Origin of the sequence: Rhodococcus sp. T2V, from assembly GCF_029269925.1 — a bacterium.
GTDB classification, from domain to species: domain Bacteria; phylum Actinomycetota; class Actinomycetes; order Mycobacteriales; family Mycobacteriaceae; genus Rhodococcus_F; species Rhodococcus_F koreensis.
The window spans coordinates 21,471-46,290 of the sequence record NZ_JARJBD010000031.1 but is presented as its reverse complement, the minus strand read 5'-3'; the positions used below and the strand labels follow the sequence as shown (position 1 = coordinate 46,290).

The following is a 24,820-nucleotide window of genomic DNA, read 5'->3' as shown; positions in this document are numbered from 1 at the left end:
CTGTCGACCCGATCGGAGGAGAGGCCATGCCGACGTCACCGGCGCACTCCTCCGAGCCTGCCACCGGCACACCCCGGAAGGTGACGAAACGGCGCGGCCAGACTCGGCGGCGACTGCTCGACGCCGCCGTCGAGGTGTTCGCCGAAAACGGGTTCGGACGGTCGACGGTCGAGCAGATCTGCGAACGCGGCGGCTATACCCGCGGCGCCTTCTACTCCAACTTCGCGTCGCTGGACGAGATGTTCTTCGCCATGTGGGAACAGCGCTCCAGCGCGATGCTCGCGCAGATCCGGCTGGCCGCCGACTCGTCGAGCATCGACCTCTCCGGGCTCACGCCTGCCGAAAAACTGCGCGCCGGCACCGAACTGGTCCTCGGCGTCGTCCCCGTCGACGACCAGTGGTACCGGATCAACGCGGAATTCACCGCCCACGCCCTGCGCAACCCGTCACTGAAGAAGGCACTCGCAGCCCGCGAAGACACGATTCTCGACACCATCGTGCCCATCCTCGAGAAAGCTCTGCACAGGCTCGGGCGCCGCATCGCCGGCGATCCCCGGGTGCTCGGCCGCGCGCTCGTGGCCCTGCACGACGGCACCAGCGTCCAGTGCCTGATCGACGACGAGAACGCGGCCGCGCGGGAACTGCGCCTCGAACTGTTCACCCGCGTCGTGACCGCCTACACCGAACCCGACACCACCCACACCCACACACACCGGAAAGAGGGGTCCTCGTGACCGAACAGGCTGATGTGATCGTCGTCGGCGCCGGACTGGCCGGACTCGTCGCCACCTACGAGATGGTCAAGGCAGGCCGGAAGGTCCTCGTCGTCGACCAGGAGAGTTCGGCGAATCTCGGCGGCCAGGCCTTCTGGTCGCTCGGCGGCCTGTTCCTCGTCGACAGCCCCGAACAGCGACGCCTCGGCATCAAGGACTCGTACGAACTGGCGATCCAGGACTGGATGGGCACCGCCGCCTTCGACCGCGAGCGTGAAGACAAGTGGCCGCGGCTGTGGGCGCAGGCGTACGTCGAATTCGCGGCCGGCGAGAAGCGGCAGTACCTCCACGACCTCGGGCTGCGCCTGATGCCGAACGTCGGGTGGGCCGAACGCGGACGCGGATCCGCTCTCGGGCAGGGTAATTCCGTTCCCCGTTTCCACATCACCTGGGGTACCGGCCCGGGTGTCGTCGAGGTCTTCCTCACCCGCGTCGTCGCCGCGTCGAAGCGGGGACTCGTCACGTTCAAGCACCGCCACCAGGTCGACGAGATCGTCGTCACCGACGGCGCCGCCACCGGGGTGCGCGGCACCGTCCTCGAACCGTCCACCGAGGCACGTGGTGTGAAGAGTTCGCGAACCGCGGTCGGGGAGTTCGAATTCTCCGCGCAGGCCGTGGTCGTCACGTCCGGCGGCATCGGCGGCAACCCCGAACTGGTCAAGAAGAACTGGCCCGCACGACTCGGCAAGGCCCCCGAGAACATGCTCGCCGGTGTTCCCGCGCACGTCGACGGCCGCATGCTCGAGATCACCGAGAACGCCGGCGGCAACATCGTGAACCGCGACCGCATGTGGCACTACACCGAGGGCATCCAGAACTGGGACCCGATCTGGCCCAACCACGGCATCCGTATCATCCCCGGCCCGTCGTCGATGTGGTTCGACGGCAACGGCAAACGCCTGCCCAGCCCCAACTTTCCCGGTTTCGACACCATGGGCACGCTCGAGCACATCATGAACAGCGGCCACCACCACACCTGGTTCGTCCTCGACCAGAAGATCATCGAGAAGGAGTTCGCGCTGTCGGGGTCCGAGCAGAACCCCGACATCACCGGCCGCGATTTCAAACTCCTCGCCGAACGCCTCAAGAAGGGCGCCCCCGGCCCCGTCGAGGCGTTCAAGCAGCACGGCGCCGACTTCGTCGTCCGCGACAACCTCCGTGCCCTCGTCGACGGCATGAACGCCCTCACCCCCGACGCACCGCTGAAGTACGAGGACCTCGAACGCGAAATCGTGGCCCGCGACCGGGAGGTGAAGAACGCCTACACCAAGGACTTCCAGGTCATGGCGATCCGCAATGCCCGGAACCTGCTGGCCGACAAGATCACCCGCGTCGTGAGCCCGCACGAGTTGCTCGACCCCAAGAATGGTCCCCTCATCGCGGTCCGGCTGCACCTGCTCACCCGTAAGACCCTCGGCGGGCTCGAGACCAACCTCGACTCGCAGGTGATCCGGCCCGACGGCACACCGTTCAAGGGTCTCTACGCCGCCGGTGAAGTCGCCGGGTTCGGCGGCGGCGGCGTCCACGGGTACAGCGCACTCGAGGGCACCTTCCTCGGTGGCTGCATCTTCTCCGGCCGGGCCGCAGGTCGCGCGCTGGCCCGGTAGGCGGCTCCGCCGCCCGTGCGTGCGTAACGAGTCCCTGGACTCCTTAACCACTCACGGGCGCAAGCCTCTCGGACGCCTCGAGTTCGCGGACCAGCGGCAGGACATTGGCGCCGAAGTATTCGATCTCTTCCTGGAAGTGCAGGAAACCGCCCAGGATGAGGTCGACTCCGCGACGGCGGTATTCGACGATGCGCTCGGCGACCTGCTCCGGCGTGCCGATCAGCTGCGTGCGGAATCCGTCGTTGTACTGGACGAGATCCTCGAACGTGGAATCCGCCCACATTCCCGACTTGTCGGCGGTGGACGCCCCCGCCTGCTGGACGGCGGACCGGAAGCCCTCGACCGCCGGCTTGTTGGCCTTCTCGATGATTTCGCGGAGGGTGTCGCGGGCCTCCTTCTCGGTATCGCGGGCGATGATGAACCCGTTGAGCCCGAACTTCACTTCCCGGTCGTGTTCGCGCGCCACCCGTCGCACGTCGTCGATCTGTTCGGTGACGCCGTCGTAGTCCTTGCCGTTGCTGAAGTACCAGTCGGAGTACCGGCCCGCGTTCTGCCTCGCGGCGGCGGAGTTTCCGCCCTGGAACAGTTCGGGGTTCGGACGGTCGGGCGTGTTCAGCGGTTTCGGCTTGAGCGTGAAGTCGTGGATGCGGTAGAAGTCGCCGCGGAAATCGACGTCGTCCTCGGTCCAGATCTTGCGGAGCACCTGCAGGAACTCGGCGCTTCGCCGGTACCGCTCGTCGTGCTCGAGCCACGGCTCCCCGAGGTGGGTGAATTCGTCCTTGAACCAGCCGCTCACGACATTGACGGCGAACCGGCCGTTGGACAGGTGGTCGGCCGTGGCGCCCAGTTTCGCCAGCACGGCGGGCTGCCACAGACCGGGGTGGACCGCGGCGATCACCTTCAGCCGCTCGGTGGCGAGCAGGAGCGCGAGGCTGAAGCTCGTCGACTCGTGCTGGAATTCGGCCCCGTAGCTGGCCTCGTACCGGACCTGGCTGAGCGCGTACTCGAACCCGTTGTTCTCCGCGGTCTGGGCGAGTTTCTTGTTGTACTCGTAGTCCCAGCTGGTGCGCTGTTCGATGTCGGACGTGACCAGCCCGCCACTGACGTTGGGAACCCAGTAGGCGAACTTGATCTGCTCAGCGATGTGTTCGGTTGACATACCCAGCATGGAACCCGCCGGCCCCGCAGACGCCCACCCTTCCAATCAGCGCGCGTCCAACCCTTCACCCGGCTCGCGGGACCGTGTGAGGTTCGACGGCATGACAGCCGTACAGGAACGAAGAGCTGCACAGCCCATCGCGAGCGAGACCGACTACGACACGCTCGCCGCCCGGTTCCGCCCCGTCTTCGCCGACATCGCCGAAGGTGTGGTGGAACGCGAACGCGACCATGTCCTCCCCTACGAGCAGATCGACGCCCTGAAGAAGGCCGGTTTCGGGGCGGTGCGCGTGCCGAGATCCCACGGCGGGTCGGGCGCGAGCATCCCCCAGCTGTTCCGGCTGCTCGTCGAACTGTCCGCGGCGGATTCCAACGTCACGCAGGCCCTGCGCGGACATTTCGCGTTCGTCGAGGACCGCCTCGTTGCCGCCGAGGGTCCCGACCGCGACACGTGGCTTCGGAGATTCGCGGACGGTCAACTGGTCGGCAACGCGTGGACCGAGATCGGTGACGTCCCGCTCGGCGAGGCGAGTACCAAGGTGTCCCCCGTCCCCGGTGAGGCCCATTTCTTCGCGAACGGGACGAAGTACTACAGCACCGGTTCGATCTTCGCCGACTGGATCGACCTGTACTCGCAGCGCACCGACACCGGCGCGTTCGTGATCGCCGCGGTCGAGGCGCGCCAGCCTGCCGTCACGCACAGCGACGACTGGAACGGTTTCGGCCAGCAGACCACCGGTTCGGGCACGTCGACGTACGAGAACGCGATCGTCCAACCGGAGAACATCTTCGACTTCTCCACACGGTTCAAGTACCAGACCGCCTTCTACCAGTTGTTCCACCTCGCCACGCTCGCGGGCATCGCGCGGGCGGCGACGGACGCGATCGCCCGCCGGGTGGCGGCCCGCACCCGCACGTTCAGCCACGGCAACGCCCCCACGTACGCGCAGGACGCGCAGATCCAGCAGGTGGTGGGCGAGGTGTCGGCCGCGGCGCACGCCGCCGAGGCGATCGCACTGCACGCGGCGGAACCCGCCCAGTGGGCGTACGAGGCCGCGTTCACCGGCAGCCCGGACGAGGAGAAGTCCGCCAACATCGCCGCCGAGATCGCGTCGGCACAGGGCCAGATCTCCGCCACCGCGCTCGTCGTCCCCGCCACCGCCACGATCTTCGACGCACTCGGCGCGTCCGGGGTCAGCCGCGACTGGGACCTCGACCGCTTCTGGCGGAATGCACGCACCGTCGCAAGCCACAACCCCGTGGTGTTCAAGGCCAAGGTGGTCGGCGACTACGAGATCAACGGAACCGAACCCGTCTACGTGTGGGCCATCGGCACCGCACCGAGCGCAGAGGGAGACAAGGCATGACCGTCATCACCGAACAGAAGATCTGGTCGGACGCCCCGGCCACCGCCGACGGCTGGATCGCGCGTGCGCGTGAGGTGAGCGCGATCCTTGCGCGCGACGCCGTCGAACGCGACCGCGCCGGCGGTGCACCGTTCGACGAAGTTCGGCTCCTGAAGGACAGCGGGCTCGTCACCCTGCTCGGGCCCGCCGAATTCGGTGGCGCCGGACAGCCGTGGGAGACCGCCTACCAGGTGGTCCGCGAGATCGCGCGCGGCGACGGCTCCCTCGGACAGTTGCTCGGCTACCACTACCTCTGGGCGTGGGCCGTGCGACTCGTGGGCACCGAACCGCAGATCGGGGCCGTCGAGGAGTTGTACACGAGCAACCGCTTCCTGTTCGGCGGGGCGGTCAACCCGCGCGACACCGACCTCACGATCGTCGACCGCGGGGACACGCTCGTCTACAACGGGGTGAAGTCGTTCTCGACGGGCGGCCGCGCCACCGACCTCACCGTACTCGAGGGCATCATCGAGGGCACGGCCACGCACGTGTTCGCGATCGTGCCGACGGCGCAGGACGGCATCGTGTTCCGGGGTGACTGGGACAATCTCGGACAACGCCTCACCGACTCCGGCACGGTCGAGATCAGCGACGTCGAGGTGGACTGGTCCGGGGCGGCCGGGTTCGTGGACAAGGAGTTCCAGCCCCTCGTCTACAACACGCTGAACTTCCCCGCGCTCGAGATCGTGTTCGCCAACTTCTACGTCGGCATCGCCCGCGGCGCACTCGACACCGCGGCCGAATACACCCGGACCCGGACCCGTCCGTGGCCGTACGGCGGCGACGACAAGGAACTGGCGACCGACGAATGGTACCTGCGCGAGGGCTACGGCGACCTGCAGTCGAAGCTGTGGGCGGCGGAGGCGTTCGTCGATCAGGTGAACCGCGAGGCGAACGCGGTGCTCCACGACGCGCGGGAGAACCTCACCGAACAGGCGCGCGGAGACCTCGCCGTCCGTATCGCCGCCGCCAAGATCCGCGCCGCCGACGTCGCCCTCGAGATCGGCACCAAGGTGTTCGAATTGACCGGTGCGCGTGCCACGTCCAACACGGTCGGTCTCGACATCTTCTGGCGGAACGTGCGGACGCACACCCTGCACGATCCCGTCGCGTACAAGCGGCGCGAGGTCGGCGGCCACCTGCTGACCGGAGAACTTCCCGAACCCACCTGGTACACGTAACGATTCCGAACCCCGAGTCCGGCCACCCGTCGACGGTGGCCGGATTCGGTGCGTCCGCACCACCGACCCACGGAGAACCATGACCGCCGTCCAGAACGCCCACCGCATCAGCGACGAGGCCGAAGCCCTCACCGTCGCCGCCGATCTCGCCGCACACTTCGCCGAGGAGGCGGCAGCGCGCGATTCCGGGCGACAGCTGCCGCACGAACAGGTGCGGGCGCTCGCCGCGTCCGGCCTGCTGGCGCTCGGAGTTCCCCGCGAGCACGGCGGCATCGACGCGCGGACCGAAACCCTCGCCGAAGTGTTCCGGCTTCTCGCCGAGGGCGATCCGAGCATCGCCCAGATCCCGCACAGCCACTACACGTTCCTCGAGGTGCTGCGGCATCAGGGCACACCGGCGCAGCAGGAATTCTTCTACTCCGAGGTGCTCGCGGGGCGCCAGTTCGCCAACGCCCAGAGCGAGCGCGGAACGAAGACCATCGACATCGACGCCACGACCCTCACCGAACAGGACGGGGATTTCGTCGTCAACGGCCGCAAGTTCTACAGCACGGGCGCGTTGTTCGCCGACTGGATCGCGGTGCGGGCCACGCTTCCCGGGCAGACGACGCCGACGGGGAAACCCGCCAAGGCCGTCGCGTACCTGCCGCGGACCGCCGCCGGACTGTCGATCGTCGACGACTGGGACGGCATGGGGCAGAAGACCACCGCGAGCGGAACCGTCACCCTCGACGCCGTCCGGGTGCCCGCATTCCACGTCGTGCCGTTCTCCCCCATCTTCGACGCACCGACCACGTACGGCTCGCAGGCGCAGATCCTGCACGCCGCCATCGACGCCGGGATCGCCGCGGCCGCGTTGAACGAAGGCGTGCGCGCCGCCCGCCGGGCGAGGCCCTACTTCGAGGCGGGCGTCACCGACGCCGTCGACGATCCCCTGCTGATCCAGCTGGCCGGAGAGGCCGCGCTCGGCGTCCGGTCCGCGACGGCACTGCTCCGAGAGGGTGCGCGCAGCATCGACGCGGCACGAAACGAGTTGACCGAGCAGACCGCCGCGGTCGCCTCGATCGACGCCGCCGCGGCCAAGGTCGCGGCCGCACGCGCGTCCCTCGAGGCGTCGAGCGTGCTGTTCGAACTGGGCGGCACCCGCAGTGCGTCGGACACGGCCAACCTGTCGCGGTACTGGCGCGACGCCCGCACCCACACGCTGCACGACCCCACGCGGTGGAAGATCCAGCACATCGGCCGGTGGACGCTGTCGGGCACCGTCCCGCCCCGGCACGGCCTGCTGTAGGCGGCTCCGCCGCCCGTGCGTGGTTAACGAGTCCAGAGACTCGTTAACCACGCACGGGCGCTACGCGCCTAGGTCCGCCTTCATCAGGAAGACGTTGTAGTCCGACCACGTCGACATCGTGAAGTACAGTTCGTCGCCGCTGGACCACGGGTGGATGAAGCCGCCGTACAGTTCCGGGTATTCGGCGGCGCTGACCATCGGTGCCCCGCCGGACCAGGCGCCCTGCGGCGAGTCGGACTCACGGAGCACGATGGCCGCCTTGGACGTGTCGAGGTAGGTCATCTGCCACTTACCGGTGGCTTCCTCGTAGCGCACGGACAGTTCGGCGGCGGGGGCGTCCACGATCGGCGTCGCCTCCGTGTAGCCACCGACCGGCGTCCAATTGCCGTTCTGCCAGTACTGGTACGCGGACGTGTTGAGCACGTCGGCGGCCGGGACGCGCGCCAGACCGATGGCGCCGAGCCTCGTGTTGGGGGTGCCGAACATGTACACGAAGTCGCCGGCGGGGACCATCGACGCGACCTGGAACTTGGTGACTCCGAAGATGTTGTCCCACTTCGCGTACGGGTCCTTGGTCCACGTCGATCCGCCGTCGTCGGAGTAGGCGATGCCGCCGTAGTTCGTCCACCACGTGGCGGGGATGCTGTTCCAGGTGCGGATCGACATGTAGCTCATGTACTGCCGGTTCCCGACGGCGAAACCGGACGTCGGGATGGTGGTGATCTCGATGTTGTCGAGTTTGCGGCTGCCCAGCAGTTCCGCCGCGTGGCACCGGCTGTCCTGGACCATGCTGTCGAGGCTCATGCCGTCGGACAGGTTGCGGTCGGAGCTGAAACCGAGGACGTTGCTGCGCCAGTCGTCGCCCTGGCCGCCGGGCGGCTGGAATCCCTTGCCGACGGTGTCACCGAACGCGACGGCGACCTGGTCGGGGGCGCTCTCCCAGATAATGCCGAGGTCGGTGCCGTTGACCTGGTAGCGCTTGTCGGTGCGGCTGACGGAGCCGGCGCCGGTCACCTTCGCCACGCGGGTCACGTCGCCGATCTTCGGGGTGGCCGGGGCCGCGCGGCGCGGCGCCTCCTCGGTCGCGGGGTGGACGAGGGGCGGCGGCGGGGGCAATGGGATGTCGGCGCCCGGCACGGGAATGCCGAAGTGGAAGGGCGTGAACTTCACGCTGACGTCCGGGATGTTCAGCTCGCTCGACAGGTTTCCCGGGGCATGGCCGGTCTCGTCGGTGAGATCGGGGCACGGATCGGTGCACGTGTCGGCGGGCAACGCCTGCGAGACGCGGACGGGGTCCGTGACCGGGGCGGGATAGGGCACCGTCGTGATCTTCGGGTACGGGATCGGGATCTCGAGCTTGTCCGGGATGAGCGAGTGCGTCTCGTTCGACACCTCGCTTGCGCAGGGTCCGCTGCCGGGAATCCCGTTGGATACCGGCTCGGGTTCCGCGACGGCGGCGTTCTGGTTGGAGTAGGCGATCATGCCCGAACCGATCGCCACAGCCGCGACCGACGCGACCCACCTCTTCGACATTCCCCGACCCCTCCGTCAACTCCGGCCACACCCGGAGAGGGGAACATAACATCGCCCTCGTACGCTCGCCGGTTACCACACGCCATACCTGGCGGTAACATTTGTGTCCCGATCCGGAAACCGCTGTGACTCCCTCCCCGGGCGCACGTTCACCGCGCCGCGATCCGCCCGAAGCCACTGCGGTTCCGTGGGATTCGGGAGTTCTCCCCCGGTGTCCGACATCAGTGCCCGTCCGCGGGCAACCCGTCGTCCCGACGACCGCGGCGCCATTGCAGCGGCGGGATGTCGTGCCATCGCCGGAATGCGCGGCTGAACGCACTCTGGTTCCGGTACCCGAGCAGCCGGCTCACCTCGACGAGCGGCAGGTCCGTCTGGGACAGGAACTGTTCCGCGAGGTCGCGGCGGGTCTGATCGACCACCGCCTCGAACGTCGTTCCCGCGCGGGCGAGGTGCCGATACAGGGTGATGCGGTGGACGGAGAACAGCTGCGCCACCTGGTCGACGCTGCAGTCGCCGGCGTGCAGTGATTCCTCGACGGCCCGGCGAACCTGGCCCACGACGTCCTGCCCCGCCCCGGTCTGCAGCTGCTGCAGATGCCCGTGGAAGAAGCGCTGCAGGGTGGGATCGGTTCCCGAGACCGGCTGCTGCAGCACTTCTTCCGGGAACAGCACCTCGTGGCGCGGTTCGTCGAAATGGATTGGTGCACGGAAGAATCGGCGGTAGACGTCGGACGACGCCGGCTCACGGTACGAGATGCGGACCAACGTCGGTCGCCACGACCGTGCGAGAAGGATTTCGAGGATCTTCACGTAGGCGACGAGATATGCCGTCAGCAATTGCTCGCGCCCCGGGAACAGGCCGTCGAGGGTGAGCGACAGGCCGGCGTAGCCGCGCTCGACGGTCAGCGCCACGGCGATCCCCCGGTACCAGATGGGGCTGAACCGGGCCACCGCGTCGAGGGCCTGCCCGACCGTGTCGGCGTTCGTGACGAGGAATCGCAGCGGCCCGGTGTTCTCGAGCGACGCGAACTGCCCCAGCAGCAGCCCGAGGTGGTCACAGCCCGTCTCGATCGCCGCGGCGTGCAGGATCCGGCCGTGTGTCTCGATCGGCAGCGACCGCAGGGGTTGCCCGGTCAGGAGTTCCGCGGTGACGCCGTACGACTCGAGCAGGGGCCACGCGTCCGCGCCGAAACTGCCCATCACCTTCGGCAGGTTGGCGAGCGCGCCCACGGGAATCGACCGGGCCCGCAGGCCCGTGTTCTCACCGGCCATGACTGCCCGTTCGCCAGCTGCAACGCATAGGTAAATAGTAGTTACGTAGAGATAAATAGCCAGGTGTGATGCGCATTACCTTGAGTTCGCGACAGGGCGGACGAGCAGGAGATCTGCCCCCGAACCCGAGGGATGAACATGCACTTTCTCGACGACAGCCTGTACCCCGAAAACCAGGAGAAGCTGGTCATCCAGGTCGCGCCGTACGGTCCGCAATGGCTGCCGAGCGACTCCGACGACATCGCGGTCACCATGGACGCCCAGATCCAGAAGGCCGTCGACTGTTTCAATGCCGGCGCCTCCGTGCTGCACGTCCACGTCCGCGAGGAGGACGGCAAGGGCTCCAAGAAGCTGTCCAAGTTCAACGAGATGCTGGGCCTGCTCCGCGAGGCGGTCCCGGAGATGGTTCTCCAGGTGGGCGGATCGATCTCCTTCGCACCCGAGAACGAGGGACAGGCCGCCACGTGGCTCGACTACGACACCCGCCACATGCTGGCCGAGCTGGACCCGGCGCCCGACCAGGTGACCGTCGCCGTCAACACCAGCCAGATGAACATCGTCGAACTGCTCACCGAAGACGACGTCCAAGGCACGATCCTGGAGAACCCTCAGTACGTCCAGGCGTACACCGAAATGGTGTCGGACGCGCGCCCCTCCTTCTACATCGAACACCTCGAACGGCTGGCCAAGTCGGGGATCCAGCCCCACTTCATGCTCGGCCACGTCCACCAGCTCGAGTCGGTGGAACGGCTCATCCGGAAGGGTCTGTACCAGGGCCCGCTGATCCTCAACTACGTGGCGATCGGCGGCGGCGCGGCCGGGTTCAACCCGGCCGACCTCATGGAGTTCGTCCGCCGCACCCCCGACGGAGCCGTGCTCACGGTGGAGAGCGCGATGCGTGCGGTGCTGCCGATGAACGCGATGGCCATCGCGATGGGGCTGCACGTCCGGGTCGGCATCGAGGACAACCTGTGGGGCCGCAAGGGCGAACGCATCACGTCGGTGGAGCAGATCGAGCAGACCGTGCGCCTCGCCCGCGAACTCGGTCGTGACATCGCCGACGGCACGGAGGCCCGCAGGATCTACAAGATCGGCGAGACCTACGGCAGCACCGACGAGACGATCGCGAAGCTGGGCATGGCCCCGAACCGGCGTGTCGGCCAGCGGGGATTCACCGTCCCCGGCGTCGCCTGAATCGGTAGGCAGCAATGGATCATTCCACGCTCGACCCGAAGCTTGCCGCCTTCGTCCGACTGAAGATCGACGTGTCGGCAACGCATCTGTACGCGCCCGGCGTCCGCAGGCACATCAAGACCGCGATCGAACTCGGCGCCACCCGCGAGGAACTGCTCGAGGTGATCAAGCTGTCGGCGGTGATCGGGATCCACGCCTGCGCAACCGGTGTGCCGATCCTGGCCCAGGAACTCGTCCACGCCGGTCGCCAGTCGGCTCCCCCGGAATCGACGCACCCGACACCCGTCTGCGACGGGCTGCGGGCACAGAACCAGTTCAATCCGCTGTGGGAAACCCTCTACAACTGGGACCGGGTCTGGCTCGAGAAGTTCCTCGCGATGGGCGCCGGCATCTGGCGCGACGACATCCTCCCCCCGCTGTGGATCGAATTGCTCTGCATCGCCGGCGATGCCGCGCTGACCCACATGTACTCCCCGGGCACACGCAGGCACATCGCGACCGCGCTCGCGCTCGGCGCCGACCGCGCACAAATCGATGAGGTCCTGCGGATCGTCGCCGAGCAGGGCCAGGAGTGCTACGAATTCGCCCTGCCGATCCTGGAGCAGGAACTGCGCAACCAGGCTGTCGGCGTCTGACACGCCCACCGCCGTCCCCTCCCGACGCGCACGACTTCCGTGCCAGTGAAAGAGACACCATGAGAATCACACGAACCCGCGGCGGTGCCGCCGCGAGCACGGAGTCGTGCGCCCCGGGCAGGGGTGACGGCCCACCGGCGACGAAGGCCGAACTCGATCGGCTCTACCGCAAGATCGCATTCCGACTCCTGCCCTTCCTCTTCGTCGCCTACATCGTCAATTCGATCGACAGGGTGAACATCTCGTTCGCCAAACTCCGCATGATGGACGACCTCGGACTCAGCACCGCCACCTACGGACTGGGCGCGTCGCTGTTCTTCGTCGGATACGTCCTGTTCGAGGTGCCGAGCAACCTGTACATGCAGCGCATCGGCGCCCGGGCGACCGTCATGCGCATCATGATCCTGTGGGGCCTGATCACGGTGGCCACCGGTTTCGTCACCGCCCCCACCCAGCTGTACATTCTCCGATTCCTGCTCGGTGCGGCCGAGGCCGGCTTCTTCCCCTGCATCATCCTGTACCTGACGTACTGGTTCCCGGCAGCGCGACGGGGCCGGATCACGTCGATGTTCGTCCTCGCCGTCCCCGCCGCCGGGATCCTCAGCGGACCCCTCGCCACCTGGATCATGAACACGTTCGACGGTGCGCACGGCCTGCACGGCTGGCAGGTGCTGTTCGTCTACGAGGGCATCCCGGCCGTCCTGCTCGGCGTCCTCGCCTGGTTCCTCCTGCCCGACGGGCCCACCGACGCCACATGGCTCACCCCGCGTGAACGAGACGTCACGGCAAGCGAACTCGTTGCCGAGAACACCGCCCGGCACGCCGGCGAGCCAACCGGCAGCGTTCTGCGCCGGCTCCTGACGGACCGGCGGGTGTACATCGCGGGCTTCGTGTTCTTCGCCATGTACGCGGGGTTCAGCGTGTTCTCGTACTGGACTCCCACCATCCTCGAGGGGCTCGGTGTCACCGACCTCACGACGATCGGCACCCTGAGCACCCTGCCCGCCGCCGGCGCCGTGATCGGAATGATCGTCAACGGCCGGAGTTCCGACCGTCGCCTGGAACGCCGGTTCCACGTCGCGGGGCCCCTGGTGGTCGCCGGATTCTGCTTCGCGGCGCTGCCACTGACCCAGACGAGTGTCCTGGGGTCGATGACGCTCCTCACGGTGGCCGCCATGATGTGCTTCGGCACCCTGCCGGTGTTCTGGACGGTGCCGCCGTCGTACCTGTCCGCGGCCACCGCGGCCGGCGGGATCGCGCTGATCAGCAGCATCGGCGGCGTGGCCGCTTTCGTCACCCCCAACGTCATCGGGCAGATCACCACGGCGACGGGGAACCTCTACGACGCCCTGCTCGTCATCGCGGCCCTGCTGATGGTCGCGGCCGTCGTCGTGGTGAAGGGAATCCCCGCCACCGTCCTGCAGGAGCACCGCTCCGCCACCCCCTCCGAGCTGTGAAAGGTCCGATTTCCATCGCCGTCTCGGCGCCCCACGCCACTCTGTCGCCGGCGGCGATCGTCGCCGAGTCCGCCCGGAAGTACCCCGACAAGGTTGCCGTCGTCGACGGCGATACCCGGCTGACGTACCGGGACCTGTGGGACCGTGCCCGCCGGGTGGCCGCCGCCCTGCACGAGCAGGGTGTGCGGCCAGGTGACCGGGTTGCGCTGATGATCGGCAACGTCGCCGAATTCCCGGTCGTGTACTTCGGAATCCTTACCGCCGGGGCGGTGGTCGTACCCATCCATCTCCTCCTCACCGCCACCGAGGTGGCCTACGTGCTGCGCGACAGCGAAGCGAAGCTGATCGTCTGCCACGGCCCGACCACCGAGGTGGCCATCCTCGCCGCCGACGAGGCCGGCGTGGCGGTCGTCCCAGCGGATCCGACCGCCGGACTCGATCCGACGACGTTGATCGAATGGAGCAGATCCCGTCTCCCGAAGCACAAGTACCCGCGGCAGGTGCACGTCGTGGACGTGCTGCCGACGGGACCGAGCCACAAGGTACTGAAACGAGAGCTGCGCGAGACGTTCTCGCGCTCCTGACCCACGAGGAGAAGAACATGCGGATGAAGGACAAAGTGGCCGTGGTGACCGGCGCCGGACCGGGCCTGGGCAAGGCGATCGCCGTCACCCTGGCCCGCGAGGGCGCGCAGGTCGTCATCTGCGATGTCAGCGACGCGTCGCTGGACGAGGCCCGTCGCGAAATCGAGGAAGCCGGTGGCACCTGCCTCGCCGTGCGCTGCGACGTGTCGTCGAGTGCGGAGGTCCACGACCTGTTCGCGGCCGCGGTCGAGCAGTTCGGCACAGTGCACGCGCTCGTCAACAACGCCGCGCTGACGCCCAACCGGCCGATCGACACCGAGCGCCGCAACACGCTCTACGCCTACCTGCAGACCCCGGTGGAACGCGACTCGCTCCGGTTCACCAGCGAGATCACCGATGAAGAATGGTTGCGGTACTGGGACGTCAACGTGCACGGCGTGTTCTACTGCACCCGGGAGGCGCTGCGACTGATGGAACCGCAGCGGTACGGGCGCATCGTCAACATCGCGTCGATCGCAGGCATCTCGGCGCGCAGTGCGCACAGTCCGCACTACAGCGCCACCAAGGGCGCGGTGGTCGCGTTCACCCGCTCCGTGGCGTTGGAGGTGGCAGGCGCGAACATCTTCGTCAACGCGATGGCGCCCGGCGGCGTCGCGACGCCCGCCTTCAACGGCTACCTCGAGCAGATCGGCGAGACCGGCCGCAACCGGCTCTGGCAGAGTTGCCCGGCGGGACGCTTCGGGTCGGTCGACGAATACGCCTCCACGGTGCTGCATCTCGCGAGCGACGAGCACTACCTCGTCGGGCAGGCCATCAGCCCGAACGGCGGCTCCGCGATCTGATCGCGCTCGCCCCGCGTCGCAGCAGCACCGCGATGAGACTCGACAACACGGCGACGACGACGGCCAGCACGACGAGCGTCGTGTGGAACGCGCTGTCGTAGGCGTCGACCGGGGTCAGCCCTTCCTCGCCGCGGCGAGTGGCGAGGCCGGTGAGCAGCGCCGCGTACACGGCCACCGCGACCGCCTCGCTGCCCAGCCGCATCGTGTTCACCACTCCCGCAGCCATACCCGCCTTCTCCTCGGGGACGAGTGCGAGCGCCTGACCGTCGACGAGACCGGCGGACAGTCCCATTCCGGATCCCGCGAGCAGCAGCGGCACCGCGATGACCGCGACCACCGTGTCGGGGCCGGCCAGCAGCAGCCCCAGGTCGCCGGCCATCAACGCTCCCAGGCTGATCCAGATCACGACGAGCGGGTTCACCCCGGCGCCGACGGCGCGGCCCGCCGCGAGCGGGCCCACCACGACCGGAATCGTGAGGAGCACGGTCACGAGGCCCGCCTTCACCGAAGACTGTCCGGCCACGAACTGGAGGAAGGTCGGGAAGTAGGTGAGCAGCGTGACGAAGCCGAACGACGCTGCCACCGGAACGAGGCACAGGGCCATGAACCGCGGGTGGGTGAGCAGTTCGAGATCCAGCAGCGGGGCCGGGCGTCGCGATTCGACGCGGGCGAACCCGATCAGCAGCGCAATGGCGAAGACGAACGCCGCCACGACCGCCGGGCTGCCCCAGCCCCAGGGCCCGCCCTGGACGATGCCCACCATCGCGGCGAACAGGCCCAGAACCAGGAGGACGGTGCCGAGGAGATCGAACTTCGCGGGTGCGTCGCCGGTCGGTCGGGCCAGTCCGATCAACGGGGTCGCGGTCAGCACCACGAGCAGCACGGCGGCCTGGATCACGAAGATGGGCCGCCAGCCCGCCGTGTCGACGAGAAGCCCGGACAGCGTCGGTCCGAGGGCCACACCGATGCCGGCGGTCGTCCCGAACAGGGCGAACGCGCGCAGTCGGGCGGGCCCGTCGAACGCGGACGACAGGATCGCCGCGCCGCACGAGAAGATGGCGGCACCCCCGAGACCGGCGACGCCGCGGGCAATGTCGAGGACCACGATGTTCGGGGCCAGCGCACTGGCGATGCTCCCGGCCGCGAATGTGGCGGCGCCGGCGGCGAACAGGCGACCCCGGCCGAAACGGTCCGACAGCGACCCCCAGACCAGGGTGAAGCAGGCGAACGCCAGGTTGAACGCGTTCACCACCCACTGCTGGCCGGATGGGCCGCCGCCGATGTCTGCGGAGATCGTGGGCAGCGCCACCGCGGTCCCGGAGATCGACATCGGGACGACGAGCACGGCCAGGAGGACCGCGGCGAGGGTGAGATTCCCGCGTCGCGGGGCGGCCGGTGTCGTGTCGGGTGGTGACGTCGGCGTCGTGGCGTCCGGCGTGGTCAGCTCCGAGGTCATGTCGATCCTTCCTGAAGTGTGCGTTGCCCCCGTGCACCAGAGGTTCGATACAATACGAACCATGCACCAGAGTGAGGTTCGACGCAAGGCGAACCTCCAGTCTGGTGGTCGAAGACCCGAACCTGGAGGTGCGCAGTGCCCGACGCCGAGGGACATCCCGCAGTCGACGAGATCGAACTAATCTCCGTGCTCGCCGCACTCGCCGACCCCCTGCGACTGGAGGTGGTGCAGAAGCTCCTGGTCGAGGCCGAGGGCGCGGAACGTCACTGCACGTCGTTCGGGCTGCCCGTGTCCAAGTCGACCCGCAGCCACCACTTCAAGGTCCTGCGTGAGGCGGGGCTGATCAAGCAGGTCGATCGCGGCAATTCCCGGATGGCACAGCTGCGCAGATCCGACATCGACGCCCGCTTCCCGGGGCTCCTCGACGCCGTGGCGCCCGCACCCGCCTGAGCGGATTCCACACCCGTGGTGATGATGACGTTCTCAGGCGCCTGTTCCGAACAGCATGCCCAGCAGGTAGGTGGCGGCGGCCGCGCCGTACCCGATTGCCAGTTGGCGTAGCGCCCGTTTGACCGGGGGTCCACCCGACAGCAACCCCACCACCAGGCCGGTTCCCAGCAGCGCAACGCCGACGAGTGCGGCGGCGACCACGAGCGCGGCGGTGCCTTCCATCCCGAAGAGATACGGCAGCACGGGGATCACCGCACCGGACGCGAAGAAGCAGAAACTCGCCGCCGCCGCACCGAGCCCGGTGCCGACGGCCTCGTGCTGGTCGACGGTCTCCGAACGCGAAACAGGCTCGGGCGCAGCGGCTCTCTTCAACACGTCGGCCGCGCGTTTCTCGGCGTCTTCGGCGGGCATGCCCCGCGCCCGGTACACGAGTGCGAGTTCGTTCGCGTCGACGTCGAGGAGCGGCACTGCCGCGCGGGCCCCCTCCCCCGGCGTCGACGCCTCGAGCAGTTCACGCTGCGACCGCACGGACACGTACTCGCCCGCACCCATCGACAACGCGCCCGCGAGCAGACCGGCGAGCCCGGTCAGCAGCACGATGTGGTTGTCGACGCCGCTGCCGCTGATGCCGAGCACGAGGGCGAGATTGCTGACCAGGCCGTCGTTGGCACCGAACACGGCAGCACGAAACGTGCCGGACAGACGATTTCGCCCACGCGCGGCCAGCGCCCGCACCACTTCTTCGTGGATGCGCTCGTCCGCGCCCATGGCGGCGGGGGCGTCGACGTCCGTCGGGTACGGCGACCGGGTCTCCGCGCGTTGCGCGAGGGCGAGCACGAACACCGATCCGAACCGCCGGGCCAGCACGCCGAGGATGCGCGTGCGGACGTCACCGCGAACGGGTTTGCCGACGTGCTCGCCGAGCAGTGCACGCCAGTGCGCCTCGTGCCGTCCCTCGGCGTCGGCGAGCGCCAGCAGAATCTCACGTTCCTCACCGGTGCGGCGTTTCGCGAGGTCGCGGTAGACGGCGGCCTCGGCGCGTTCGTCGGCGAGGTAGCGACGCCACTTCCGGACTTCGCGCGGACCGGGATCCGGTCGTGCACCCGCAACCATCGTGAGCCTCCCGATCGTCGACACGTGGAAGCGTACCGACGCGACTACCGCACCGCGGCGGTTCGAGGTCAGCCCCCGGCGGCGAGGGCCTTGCCGAGCGAGTCCTCGGGTTCGGAGACCACCACCGGATCGCGCCCGGACAGCAGGTCGAGGACGGCTTTGGGCCGGGCCAGCGATTCGCGCACAGTGTTCCTGGCCATCGTGATCGGGCGGCATTCGCACCCGGCGTTGACGCCGGCGACCTCGATCCCGGCGCCGCGGCACAGCGCGACCGCGCGGGGGACGTGGAAACCCTGAGTGACGATCAGCGCCTTGGTCACTCCGTACGTCTGGACGGCCCTCGCGCACGTGTCGTAGGTGTCGAGCCCGTACCGGTCGCCGACGATCCGGCTGCGGTCGATGCCCTTCTCGACCAGGTATTCCGTCATCGCCGCGATCTCGTCACCGGACCTGCCCGCGCCGTCGCCCGAGACGAGCACCGCCCGCGCCCGCCCGTCCTGCACGAGGCGGACGGCGACGTCGAGGCGCCCGGCCAGATACTCCCGGGGTTTGCCGTCGCGCACCTGCGCACCGAGAACGATGACCACCGGGGCTTCGGGTGCGTCTTCGACGTCGTAGACGTGCCCCTCGGCCTCACGCGAGATCCACACCGTCGAAGCCGCGACGACGAGGACCGCGAGCGCGCCGAGGCCCGCTCCGATGCCGACCAGCCGGCGGACGATCCGTCGTTCCCCCATGCCGCCATCAAACCACAGCGTCAGGCGACGGCCGGTTCTCGAGGGGCGCGCCGCTCACGCAGTCCGGATACCACGCACAGGCCGAGCCCGAACAGGATCCAGCAGGTCAGCACGAGCAGGCCCGCGCCGGCTCCGTGTCCGTCGAAGAACGCCGTCGACCGCACCACGGTTCCCGCCGCCCCGGGCGGCAGGAGCTGACCGAACGCGCCCCACCCCGAGGGCAGCCACGCCGGGGAGGTCGCCAGCCCCGACAGCGGGTTGGCGAGGAACATCATCGTCACCGCTCCGAGCGCGAACCCCGCGATGCCCAGAACGGATTCGAGTCCGAGGACGGTCAGGGAAATGGCGGCGATCCCGAGGATGACGGCACCGGACGTCGTCCAGTAGTCGCCGTCGACGCTTCCGAGACCGAACTGCAGAATTGCGGTCAGCGCCAGTCCGGCGCTCACGGCGAAGAGCACCGCCCCCGCCACCCTGCTCGTGACCCTGTGCGGAAACAGTCGCACCAGCACGATCGCGGGGATCATGCCGCCGAAGACCAGCGGAAGCGCCAAGCCGCCGAGGCCGGCCCCGGCGGGGTCGTCAGCCGTCAACGGAACGACGTCCTCGACCGGAACAGGCTGTCCCGCAGTCGCGCTCATGCCCGCCGCGAGACCGTTCATCGTCTGCGCGATGGGCGCCCCGCCTGCGCCGGCGGACAGGACCTTCATGCCCTCCGGTGTCGCGACGATTCCGCCGACCACCTCCCGGTGCTCGATCGCCGTCCGGACCGCCTCGGCGTCGGCAAATCGCTCGGTGGCGAAGACCCCCGGGCGGCCCGCGTCGAGTGCGGTATCGATCCGGGTGACGGCCGCGTCGGGCCCGGCGACACCCAGCCGCAGGTCGTGCGGGCCGCTATGGACGGCAGGCAGCGCGAACGCCAGCAGCATCACAGCGATCACGGCGGTGAGTCCCAGCACGACGGCGATCATTTTCACCGGATCGGACGGGCCGTTGCTCGCCTGCCCGGCGGGTTCGATGCGCGGGTCGAGTGTCCCGGTATCCGCAGCGCTCATCGGACTCCCCTTCAACTAAGTGGAGGAAATTCCTCCATTACTTCTGGAGAATATTCCTCCGGTTATGCTGGGTTGTCAAACGAGAGAGGTGGCCCCGATGCGAGCCGACGCGCTGGAACGCCGCAACACCCTGATCAAGGCAGCCCGGGCGGTGTTCGCCGACCGCGGGCACGACGCGCCGCTCGACGCCATCGCCGCGCACGCCGGCGTCGGAATCGCCACCCTGTACCGGAATTTTCCGAGCCGGGACGACCTCGCCCACGCCGTCGCCCGCACGACGCTCACCGAGGTCCGCGAACTCGCAGTCCGGGCGCTGCACGAGTGCGCCGACGACCCCGAGGCGGCATGGCGACGGTTCGTCGACGCGGTGGTCGATCTGCGGATGGGAGCGTTGGTGCCCGCGCTGGTCAACAGCCTCGACGAACTACCGCCCGACGTGCGCGACACGCGGGAGCAGACGAAGGCGTCGGTCACCGAGCTCATTCACCGGCTCCAGGAGTTCGGGCTCATCCGCGAGGACGTCGTGCCGCTCGAGATCATCATGGGGATCGCGATGCTCACCCGGCCGCACGTGCTGATGTTCGAGGACACGACGGCCAATCTCGTTCCGCGGCTGATCACGGTGTTCCTCGCCGGGTTGCGCCCGGACGGGTCACCGCTGCCGCCGCCGATCCCCCCGGCCGCGGATGTACTGTGACGAACATGCAGCACGGGGGGCCTGCGCCACAACCATGGAATCATCCACGCGCCGGTGACGAACAGCGCCCGTCACCGAACGGCTGGGACGTGGCGGTGTCGGCGGCAGCGATCGTCGTCGCGGTCGCGGTCGCCAGCATCTCCGCGGTCGCGGCGTTCTTCTGGCTGCTGTTCCTGGACTACTGCCCGCCCGAATCCTGCAGCGCCGAGAACGCGTGGATCGCGGTGTGCGTCGCACTCGCGGTCGCGGCACTGGTGACCGTGATGGGCGGCGCGGTCACGATCGCCCGCATCGCGCGCCGCACGGTCGCGTGGCCGGTGGCGTGCGGGACCCTCGTCCTCTGCGCGGGCGCGTGCGCGATCGGATTTGCCGGTTACGTTTCCGCGACGGGAATCTGAGCCTCCTCAGGCCACGTGATGGTGGTCGGTCCGGCTGATCGCGACGGCCGAGACGACCACACCGACCACCACACCGACGAGCGTGTCGACGACGCGGCTCACCGCGATGTCCGGCGCCACCGCCGAGCCGAGACCCGTCAGCAGCAACGCCATGGGAGTGATGGCGACGGACGCGAACGCGTAGTTCTTGATGACCACCAGTTCGGTCACGGTCTGCAGCACCACGATCACCACGACGGTCTGCCAGTACCCCATCGCCGCGGCGATCAGCCCGGCGGCGAGGACGGCGCCCGCCACGTTGCCGACGAGACGTTGAATTCCCCGCTGCACGGTCTGACTGAAGTTGAACCCCTGCATCGCGGCCATCGCACCCATCGACGCCCACAGCGGATGTTCCAATCCCACTGCCACACAGATCCATCCGGCCAGCGCGGCAGCGGCGGCGATGCGGGCGGCGTTGACGATCCCCTCACGCGACCGCAGCCCCCGGACCCCTTCGACGAGGAAGCCGGCCGGCCTCGGCAGCGCCGCGGTCTCCGCAGCGAAAGCCGAAAGGTCGCTGCGGCGCTTGATCTTACGAAGCTCCGACTCGTGATCGACGAGCGCACGCAGCGTGTCGTGGTCGCGCTCGTGCGCCCACCGGTCGACCACGGTGTCCGCTTCGGCGAGGAGCGCGAACAACTGGTGCGAGTGACCGTCCCGGCCCCGGCCGCTGTGCGCGATCACGTCTCGCGCGTTGTCGATGGCCTTGCGGGCGGCCGCGATCGCGGAGGCGTCGTGCCCACGGTCCAGTTCCGCGACGGCGGCGAGCGCGCGCGCCGCCGCCAGCCGGGCGGGACCGAGGGGAACGAACAGGCAGGGCGTCATGGCGGCGATCCAGCCCACGACGACACCGGTCGCCACGGCCACGACCGCCGGCGCGAGATCGGCGAGCCGCGTCGAGTACCCGGCCGCCGCGGTGGCCGCGAAGATCAGGATGACGGGACCGGGGCCGGCGATCCGGAACGCCGCCAGCAACCACGCGGCGATCCCCGACGCCACGGCCATGACCGCTATCTGCAGCCAGAGGGACAGTCCGGCCGCACCGAGGAGCGCTCCCCCGGCGACGAAGACGACGAGTGCGACACCGACGAGACCCGTCTTGCGGGCGAGCCGCGGGTACGGCTCGTATCGGCCGAATGCGGCGGTCAGCGCACCCAGCGCCGCGAAGCCGGCGAGGTTGCCGTGCCCGAGCAGGCCGCCGATCACCAGCACCAGAGCCGTCGCCGCACCCACCCGCAGGGCGGGGGCGATGGTGGCGTCCGCGGTCCGGACCTCGAACGCCCGGCGCCACGTCGACGGCGCCACCGAGTGGGCCAGCGCCCCACGGGAGTGATGGAGCCGGCTGAGGTCGGGTGCGTATCGGGGAGAAGCCTGCATGGCCTCAGCTTACCGTATACTTCACTAGTAAAATAGTTGTGAAATAGTGTGAGGTCGGTCGCTACGATGATTTTCATGAGCCCTACCCCACGCCCGGATGAGGATTTCACCGATCGCGTACGACGCGAATGGGCGGAGACCCGTCCCGACGTGGACACGTCACCGATCGAAGTGATGGGTCGCATCACCCGGATCGGATCCCAGGCCCTGCAGCAACTCGACCGCGCCCTCGACGCGAGCGGGGTCTCGCGGGCCGAGTTCGACGTCCTGTGCGTGCTCGCCCGCAGCGATCGACCCCTGCGGGCCAGCGAGGTCACGGCCGTGACCATGCTCAGCGGCGCCTCCACCACCAAGCACGTCGACCGCCTGGGCAGGCTGGGGTTGGTGGAGCGGCTGCCCTTCGAACGGGACGGCCGGGTCGTGCTGCTCCATCTGACCGAGGCGGGACGCGCCCTCGTCGACACCGAATTCCCGCAGCGCGTCGAACGCGACCGGCAATTCCTCGAGGGACTGGACGAGGACGAGCGCGCGGTGCTGGCGGGTCTGCTCCGACGGATCGCCGCCAACGTCGAATCCGGACTGCGCCCGTAGCCCGTAGCCCGTGTCAGGGAATGATCTTCCGCGCCCGAAGGTCGCGGAAGATGTCGAGGAACATCTGCTCGGTCTCGACGTGACGGTGAAAGCCGAACCTGCGCGCCTTCGACCCGTCGGCGATGACGTCGTAGTCCCAGCCGAAGACGAAGTCGCCGAACGCCCACGACGACACGTCCGAGTACGGCGTCGGCGCCAGTCCGTGCTTCGCGACCAGCTCGTTCCACACCGGCTCCTTGTCGGCCATGACGACGTCCATCGACATCGGCAGCGGCGGCGCGACGTCCAGTTCGAAGAAGTCGGCGATCTTAGGCAGCATCTCGTCCCAGCGGAACAGATCGCCGTTGGTGATGTTGAAGGCCTGGTTGGCGCACTCAGGGGTGGTGGCGGCCCAGACCGTCGCCTCGGCCAGCAGTCCCGCGTCGGTCATCTCGATCAGACTCGTGTACGCGCCGGGCTTGCCCGGAAAGCGCAGCGGCACTCCGAGTTCCTTCGACATCGTGGCGTAGACGGCGATCACGAGCGCGAGGTTCATCGGGTTCCCGAGCGCGAATCCGCACACGACCGAGGGCCGGATCGCGGACCACGTCCAGCACTTGCCGCGCTGACGGTCCTCGAGGAACTGCTGCTGATCGACGTTGAATTCGGGCGGCATGTGCGGCGGATCGCTCTCCCGCGCCGGCGTCTTGAACGGTCCGAGGTGGGCGCCGTAAACTTTGCAACCCTGCATCAGGCTGATGTGTTCGAGCCCGGCGGCCACCGGTTCGAGCGCGTTCACCGTGTTGGCGAGCATCGCGACGTTGGGAGCGACGAGTTCCGCCCACGACGGACGGTCCTGGTAGGCGGCGTAGAAGATGTGCGTCGCCTCGTGCAGTTCGCCCAGCTTCTCGGCGGCGTCGGCCGCGTCGAGCAGGTCGACCGCGATGTGCCACACCCGGTCGGTGTCGGTCCCGCCCCGGCGGGACAGTCCGATGACGTCCCACTCCCCGGTCGCCTCGAGGTGGTCGATCAGATTGCCGCCGATCACACCACGAGCACCGACGACCACTGCCACTCTGCGCTTCGCCATCACTCACTCCTATCGGTATATCGCGAAATTACGATACGTTGAGTGAAGCACACATATCGGAAAATCGCGATATAGCGGTACGCTGGTTCCCGTGAGCGAACTTCCGGATCCCAGCGACCTCGCCCTCGTCTTCAAGGCGCTGTCGAACCCCACTCGCGTGCGCATCCTGCAGTGGCTGAAAGACCCGGACAGCTTTCCCCCACAACTCGAACCCGCCGAAGAAGTCGGCGTATGCCTGAAGCACATTCAGGCGCGGGCCGAGGTCTCCCAGTCGACGGCGTCGCAGTACATGGCCGCCCTACAGAGCGCCGGCCTGGTCACCAGCCATCGGATCGGCCAATGGACCCACTATCGCCGCAACGAGGACCAGATCAGTCGGCTCGCCGACCACATCCGCACCGAACTCTGACGACTCAGGGCATCTCCACGGTTTCGGCGCGCGCGATCTCGTCGAGCGCCCGGCGCACGTAGCCGTCGGCGGGCACCTCCGCCGCGCTCAGAAGGTCGGCGATCACCAGGATCGCGGCCTCCACGGCACGCTCGGGCCTGCGCGGGTTCTCCTCGACGTCGGCCACACCGAGCGCGCCGGTCAGCACGGTGACCAGCGAGTCGACGTCCACTGCCGGTAACCAGAGCGCCGCCGCCCGCGCGCACCGGGTGAGCACGTCCTGCACGTCCTCCCCCGTCAGTCCGTCCGAGTGCAGCGTCTCGAGGAGTTCCCGGATCACCCCCGCCAGCACCGCACCGACCTGCTCCGCGGGCAGGGCAGCCAGGTCTTCCGTCGCCTCGGTCAGCGCCGCCGCATCGGACGCCCGCGCCGCGGCGAGGGCAACGTCCAGCGCTTCGGCGATGTCACGCGCAACAGCAGGCCAGTGAGTGGGCCACATCCGGTAGATCCTCTTC

At 68.6% G+C, this 24,820-nt stretch carries 25 protein-coding genes; 15 read left to right on the top strand and 10 right to left on the bottom strand.

What is annotated here, in order from left to right:
• Window positions 1-26: 26 nt before the first annotated feature.
• Together P3H15_RS25000 and P3H15_RS24995 are read left to right on the top strand one after the other, a co-directional pair.
• Entirely contained in the window at window positions 27-734 is a 708-nt protein-coding gene (locus P3H15_RS25000) for a TetR/AcrR family transcriptional regulator (RefSeq protein WP_276139688.1), read from the top strand.
• Window positions 731-2,380: an FAD-binding dehydrogenase gene (locus tag P3H15_RS24995; RefSeq protein ID WP_276139687.1), complete on the top strand. Its 1,650-nt coding sequence runs from the start codon at window positions 731-733 to the stop codon at window positions 2,378-2,380. Before P3H15_RS25000 ends, P3H15_RS24995 begins: the two co-directional genes overlap by 4 nt.
• Before the next feature lie 43 nt (window positions 2,381-2,423).
• On the opposite strand, the gene sfnG is transcribed toward P3H15_RS24995, so the two are convergent.
• Window positions 2,424-3,539 carry a dimethylsulfone monooxygenase SfnG gene (gene sfnG, locus P3H15_RS24990; protein ID WP_206009640.1) on the bottom strand — a complete coding sequence of 372 codons (1,116 nt, stop codon included), beginning with the start codon at window positions 3,537-3,539 and terminating at the stop codon, window positions 2,424-2,426.
• Window positions 3,540-3,639: 100 nt separating this feature from the next.
• On the opposite strand from sfnG, the gene P3H15_RS24985 reads away from it, so the two are divergent.
• From P3H15_RS24985 to P3H15_RS24975, 3 genes are all read left to right on the top strand, one after another.
• On the top strand, window positions 3,640-4,905 hold the full coding sequence (locus P3H15_RS24985) for an acyl-CoA dehydrogenase family protein (protein WP_276139686.1): 1,266 nt from the start codon (window positions 3,640-3,642) through the stop codon (window positions 4,903-4,905).
• The gene (locus P3H15_RS24980) at window positions 4,902-6,125 is read left to right on the top strand and encodes an acyl-CoA dehydrogenase family protein (protein WP_276139685.1); all 1,224 of its coding nucleotides are present in this window, start codon (window positions 4,902-4,904) and stop codon (window positions 6,123-6,125) included. Before P3H15_RS24985 ends, P3H15_RS24980 begins: the two co-directional genes overlap by 4 nt.
• Before the next feature lie 79 nt (window positions 6,126-6,204).
• Window positions 6,205-7,416 carry an SfnB family sulfur acquisition oxidoreductase gene (locus tag P3H15_RS24975; protein ID WP_276139684.1) on the top strand — a complete coding sequence of 404 codons (1,212 nt, stop codon included), beginning with the start codon at window positions 6,205-6,207 and terminating at the stop codon, window positions 7,414-7,416.
• A 60-nt stretch (window positions 7,417-7,476) separates the two neighbouring features.
• On the opposite strand, the gene P3H15_RS24970 is transcribed toward P3H15_RS24975, so the two are convergent.
• Window positions 7,477-8,949 (bottom strand): DUF4185 domain-containing protein, encoded by a 1,473-nt coding sequence (locus P3H15_RS24970; protein WP_276139683.1) that lies wholly within the window; start codon window positions 8,947-8,949, stop codon window positions 7,477-7,479.
• A 221-nt stretch (window positions 8,950-9,170) separates the two neighbouring features.
• Entirely contained in the window at window positions 9,171-10,220 is a 1,050-nt protein-coding gene (locus tag P3H15_RS24965) for an AraC family transcriptional regulator (protein ID WP_276139682.1), read from the bottom strand.
• Between the two features lie 138 nt (window positions 10,221-10,358).
• On the opposite strand from P3H15_RS24965, the gene P3H15_RS24960 reads away from it, so the two are divergent.
• The 5 genes from P3H15_RS24960 to P3H15_RS24940 are packed head-to-tail and all read left to right on the top strand — an operon-like array spanning window position 10,359 to window position 14,932.
• On the top strand, window positions 10,359-11,414 hold the full coding sequence (locus tag P3H15_RS24960) for a 3-keto-5-aminohexanoate cleavage protein (RefSeq protein WP_218270275.1): 1,056 nt from the start codon (window positions 10,359-10,361) through the stop codon (window positions 11,412-11,414).
• 14 nt (window positions 11,415-11,428) lie between these two features.
• Window positions 11,429-12,049, top strand: a complete 621-nt coding sequence (locus P3H15_RS24955) for a carboxymuconolactone decarboxylase family protein (protein WP_276139681.1) — start codon at window positions 11,429-11,431, stop codon at window positions 12,047-12,049.
• 59 nt (window positions 12,050-12,108) lie between these two features.
• Complete coding sequence (locus P3H15_RS24950; RefSeq protein ID WP_276139680.1) at window positions 12,109-13,506, top strand: MFS transporter; 1,398 nt, start codon at window positions 12,109-12,111, stop codon at window positions 13,504-13,506.
• Entirely contained in the window at window positions 13,503-14,090 is a 588-nt protein-coding gene (locus tag P3H15_RS24945; RefSeq protein ID WP_276139679.1) for an AMP-binding protein, read from the top strand. The genes P3H15_RS24950 and P3H15_RS24945 overlap by 4 nt, the downstream gene beginning before the upstream one ends.
• A 17-nt stretch (window positions 14,091-14,107) precedes the next feature.
• Window positions 14,108-14,932, top strand: coding sequence for an SDR family NAD(P)-dependent oxidoreductase (locus tag P3H15_RS24940; RefSeq protein ID WP_276139678.1), 825 nt, complete (start codon window positions 14,108-14,110; stop codon window positions 14,930-14,932).
• Here the strand turns inward: P3H15_RS24940 and P3H15_RS24935 are convergent.
• On the bottom strand, window positions 14,904-16,388 hold the full coding sequence (locus P3H15_RS24935) for an MFS transporter (protein ID WP_276139677.1): 1,485 nt from the start codon (window positions 16,386-16,388) through the stop codon (window positions 14,904-14,906). The genes P3H15_RS24940 and P3H15_RS24935 overlap by 29 nt on opposite strands.
• 135 nt (window positions 16,389-16,523) lie before the next feature.
• Between P3H15_RS24935 and P3H15_RS24930 the strand changes: the two genes are divergently transcribed.
• Window positions 16,524-16,838 carry a helix-turn-helix transcriptional regulator gene (locus tag P3H15_RS24930; protein WP_276139676.1) on the top strand — a complete coding sequence of 105 codons (315 nt, stop codon included), beginning with the start codon at window positions 16,524-16,526 and terminating at the stop codon, window positions 16,836-16,838.
• Window positions 16,839-16,871: 33 nt separating this feature from the next.
• On the opposite strand, the gene P3H15_RS24925 is transcribed toward P3H15_RS24930, so the two are convergent.
• From P3H15_RS24925 to P3H15_RS24915, 3 genes are all read right to left on the bottom strand, one after another.
• On the bottom strand, window positions 16,872-17,951 hold the full coding sequence (locus tag P3H15_RS24925; protein WP_276139675.1) for a VIT1/CCC1 family protein: 1,080 nt from the start codon (window positions 17,949-17,951) through the stop codon (window positions 16,872-16,874).
• Between the two features lie 68 nt (window positions 17,952-18,019).
• On the bottom strand, window positions 18,020-18,688 hold the full coding sequence (locus tag P3H15_RS24920; RefSeq protein WP_276139674.1) for a vancomycin high temperature exclusion protein: 669 nt from the start codon (window positions 18,686-18,688) through the stop codon (window positions 18,020-18,022).
• A 20-nt stretch (window positions 18,689-18,708) separates the two neighbouring features.
• Window positions 18,709-19,743, bottom strand: a complete 1,035-nt coding sequence (locus tag P3H15_RS24915) for an ABC transporter permease (protein WP_276139673.1) — start codon at window positions 19,741-19,743, stop codon at window positions 18,709-18,711.
• Between the two features lie 97 nt (window positions 19,744-19,840).
• Here P3H15_RS24915 and P3H15_RS24910 point away from each other — a divergent pair, with 97 nt between their 5' ends.
• Together P3H15_RS24910 and P3H15_RS24905 are read left to right on the top strand one after the other, a co-directional pair.
• Window positions 19,841-20,440 carry a TetR/AcrR family transcriptional regulator gene (locus P3H15_RS24910; RefSeq protein ID WP_276139672.1) on the top strand — a complete coding sequence of 200 codons (600 nt, stop codon included), beginning with the start codon at window positions 19,841-19,843 and terminating at the stop codon, window positions 20,438-20,440.
• A gap of 5 nt (window positions 20,441-20,445) precedes the next feature.
• Window positions 20,446-20,838 (top strand): hypothetical protein, encoded by a 393-nt coding sequence (locus tag P3H15_RS24905; protein WP_276139671.1) that lies wholly within the window; start codon window positions 20,446-20,448, stop codon window positions 20,836-20,838.
• Between the two features lie 6 nt (window positions 20,839-20,844).
• Here the strand turns inward: P3H15_RS24905 and P3H15_RS24900 are convergent, their stop codons facing one another.
• Window positions 20,845-22,257, bottom strand: a complete 1,413-nt coding sequence (locus P3H15_RS24900) for an FUSC family protein (RefSeq protein WP_276139670.1) — start codon at window positions 22,255-22,257, stop codon at window positions 20,845-20,847.
• Window positions 22,258-22,323: 66 nt separating this feature from the next.
• Between P3H15_RS24900 and P3H15_RS24895 the strand changes: the two genes are divergently transcribed.
• Window positions 22,324-22,848: a MarR family winged helix-turn-helix transcriptional regulator gene (locus tag P3H15_RS24895; RefSeq protein WP_276139669.1), complete on the top strand. Its 525-nt coding sequence runs from the start codon at window positions 22,324-22,326 to the stop codon at window positions 22,846-22,848.
• 13 nt (window positions 22,849-22,861) lie between these two features.
• Here the strand turns inward: P3H15_RS24895 and P3H15_RS24890 are convergent, their stop codons facing one another.
• Window positions 22,862-23,920 carry an SDR family oxidoreductase gene (locus tag P3H15_RS24890; protein WP_276139668.1) on the bottom strand — a complete coding sequence of 353 codons (1,059 nt, stop codon included), beginning with the start codon at window positions 23,918-23,920 and terminating at the stop codon, window positions 22,862-22,864.
• Window positions 23,921-24,008: 88 nt separating this feature from the next.
• On the opposite strand from P3H15_RS24890, the gene P3H15_RS24885 reads away from it, so the two are divergent.
• On the top strand, window positions 24,009-24,326 hold the full coding sequence (locus P3H15_RS24885) for a helix-turn-helix transcriptional regulator (protein WP_276139667.1): 318 nt from the start codon (window positions 24,009-24,011) through the stop codon (window positions 24,324-24,326).
• Window positions 24,327-24,330: 4 nt separating this feature from the next.
• On the opposite strand, the gene P3H15_RS24880 is transcribed toward P3H15_RS24885, so the two are convergent.
• Entirely contained in the window at window positions 24,331-24,804 is a 474-nt protein-coding gene (locus P3H15_RS24880; protein ID WP_276139666.1) for a hypothetical protein, read from the bottom strand.
• Between the last annotated feature and the right edge of the window lie 16 nt (window positions 24,805-24,820).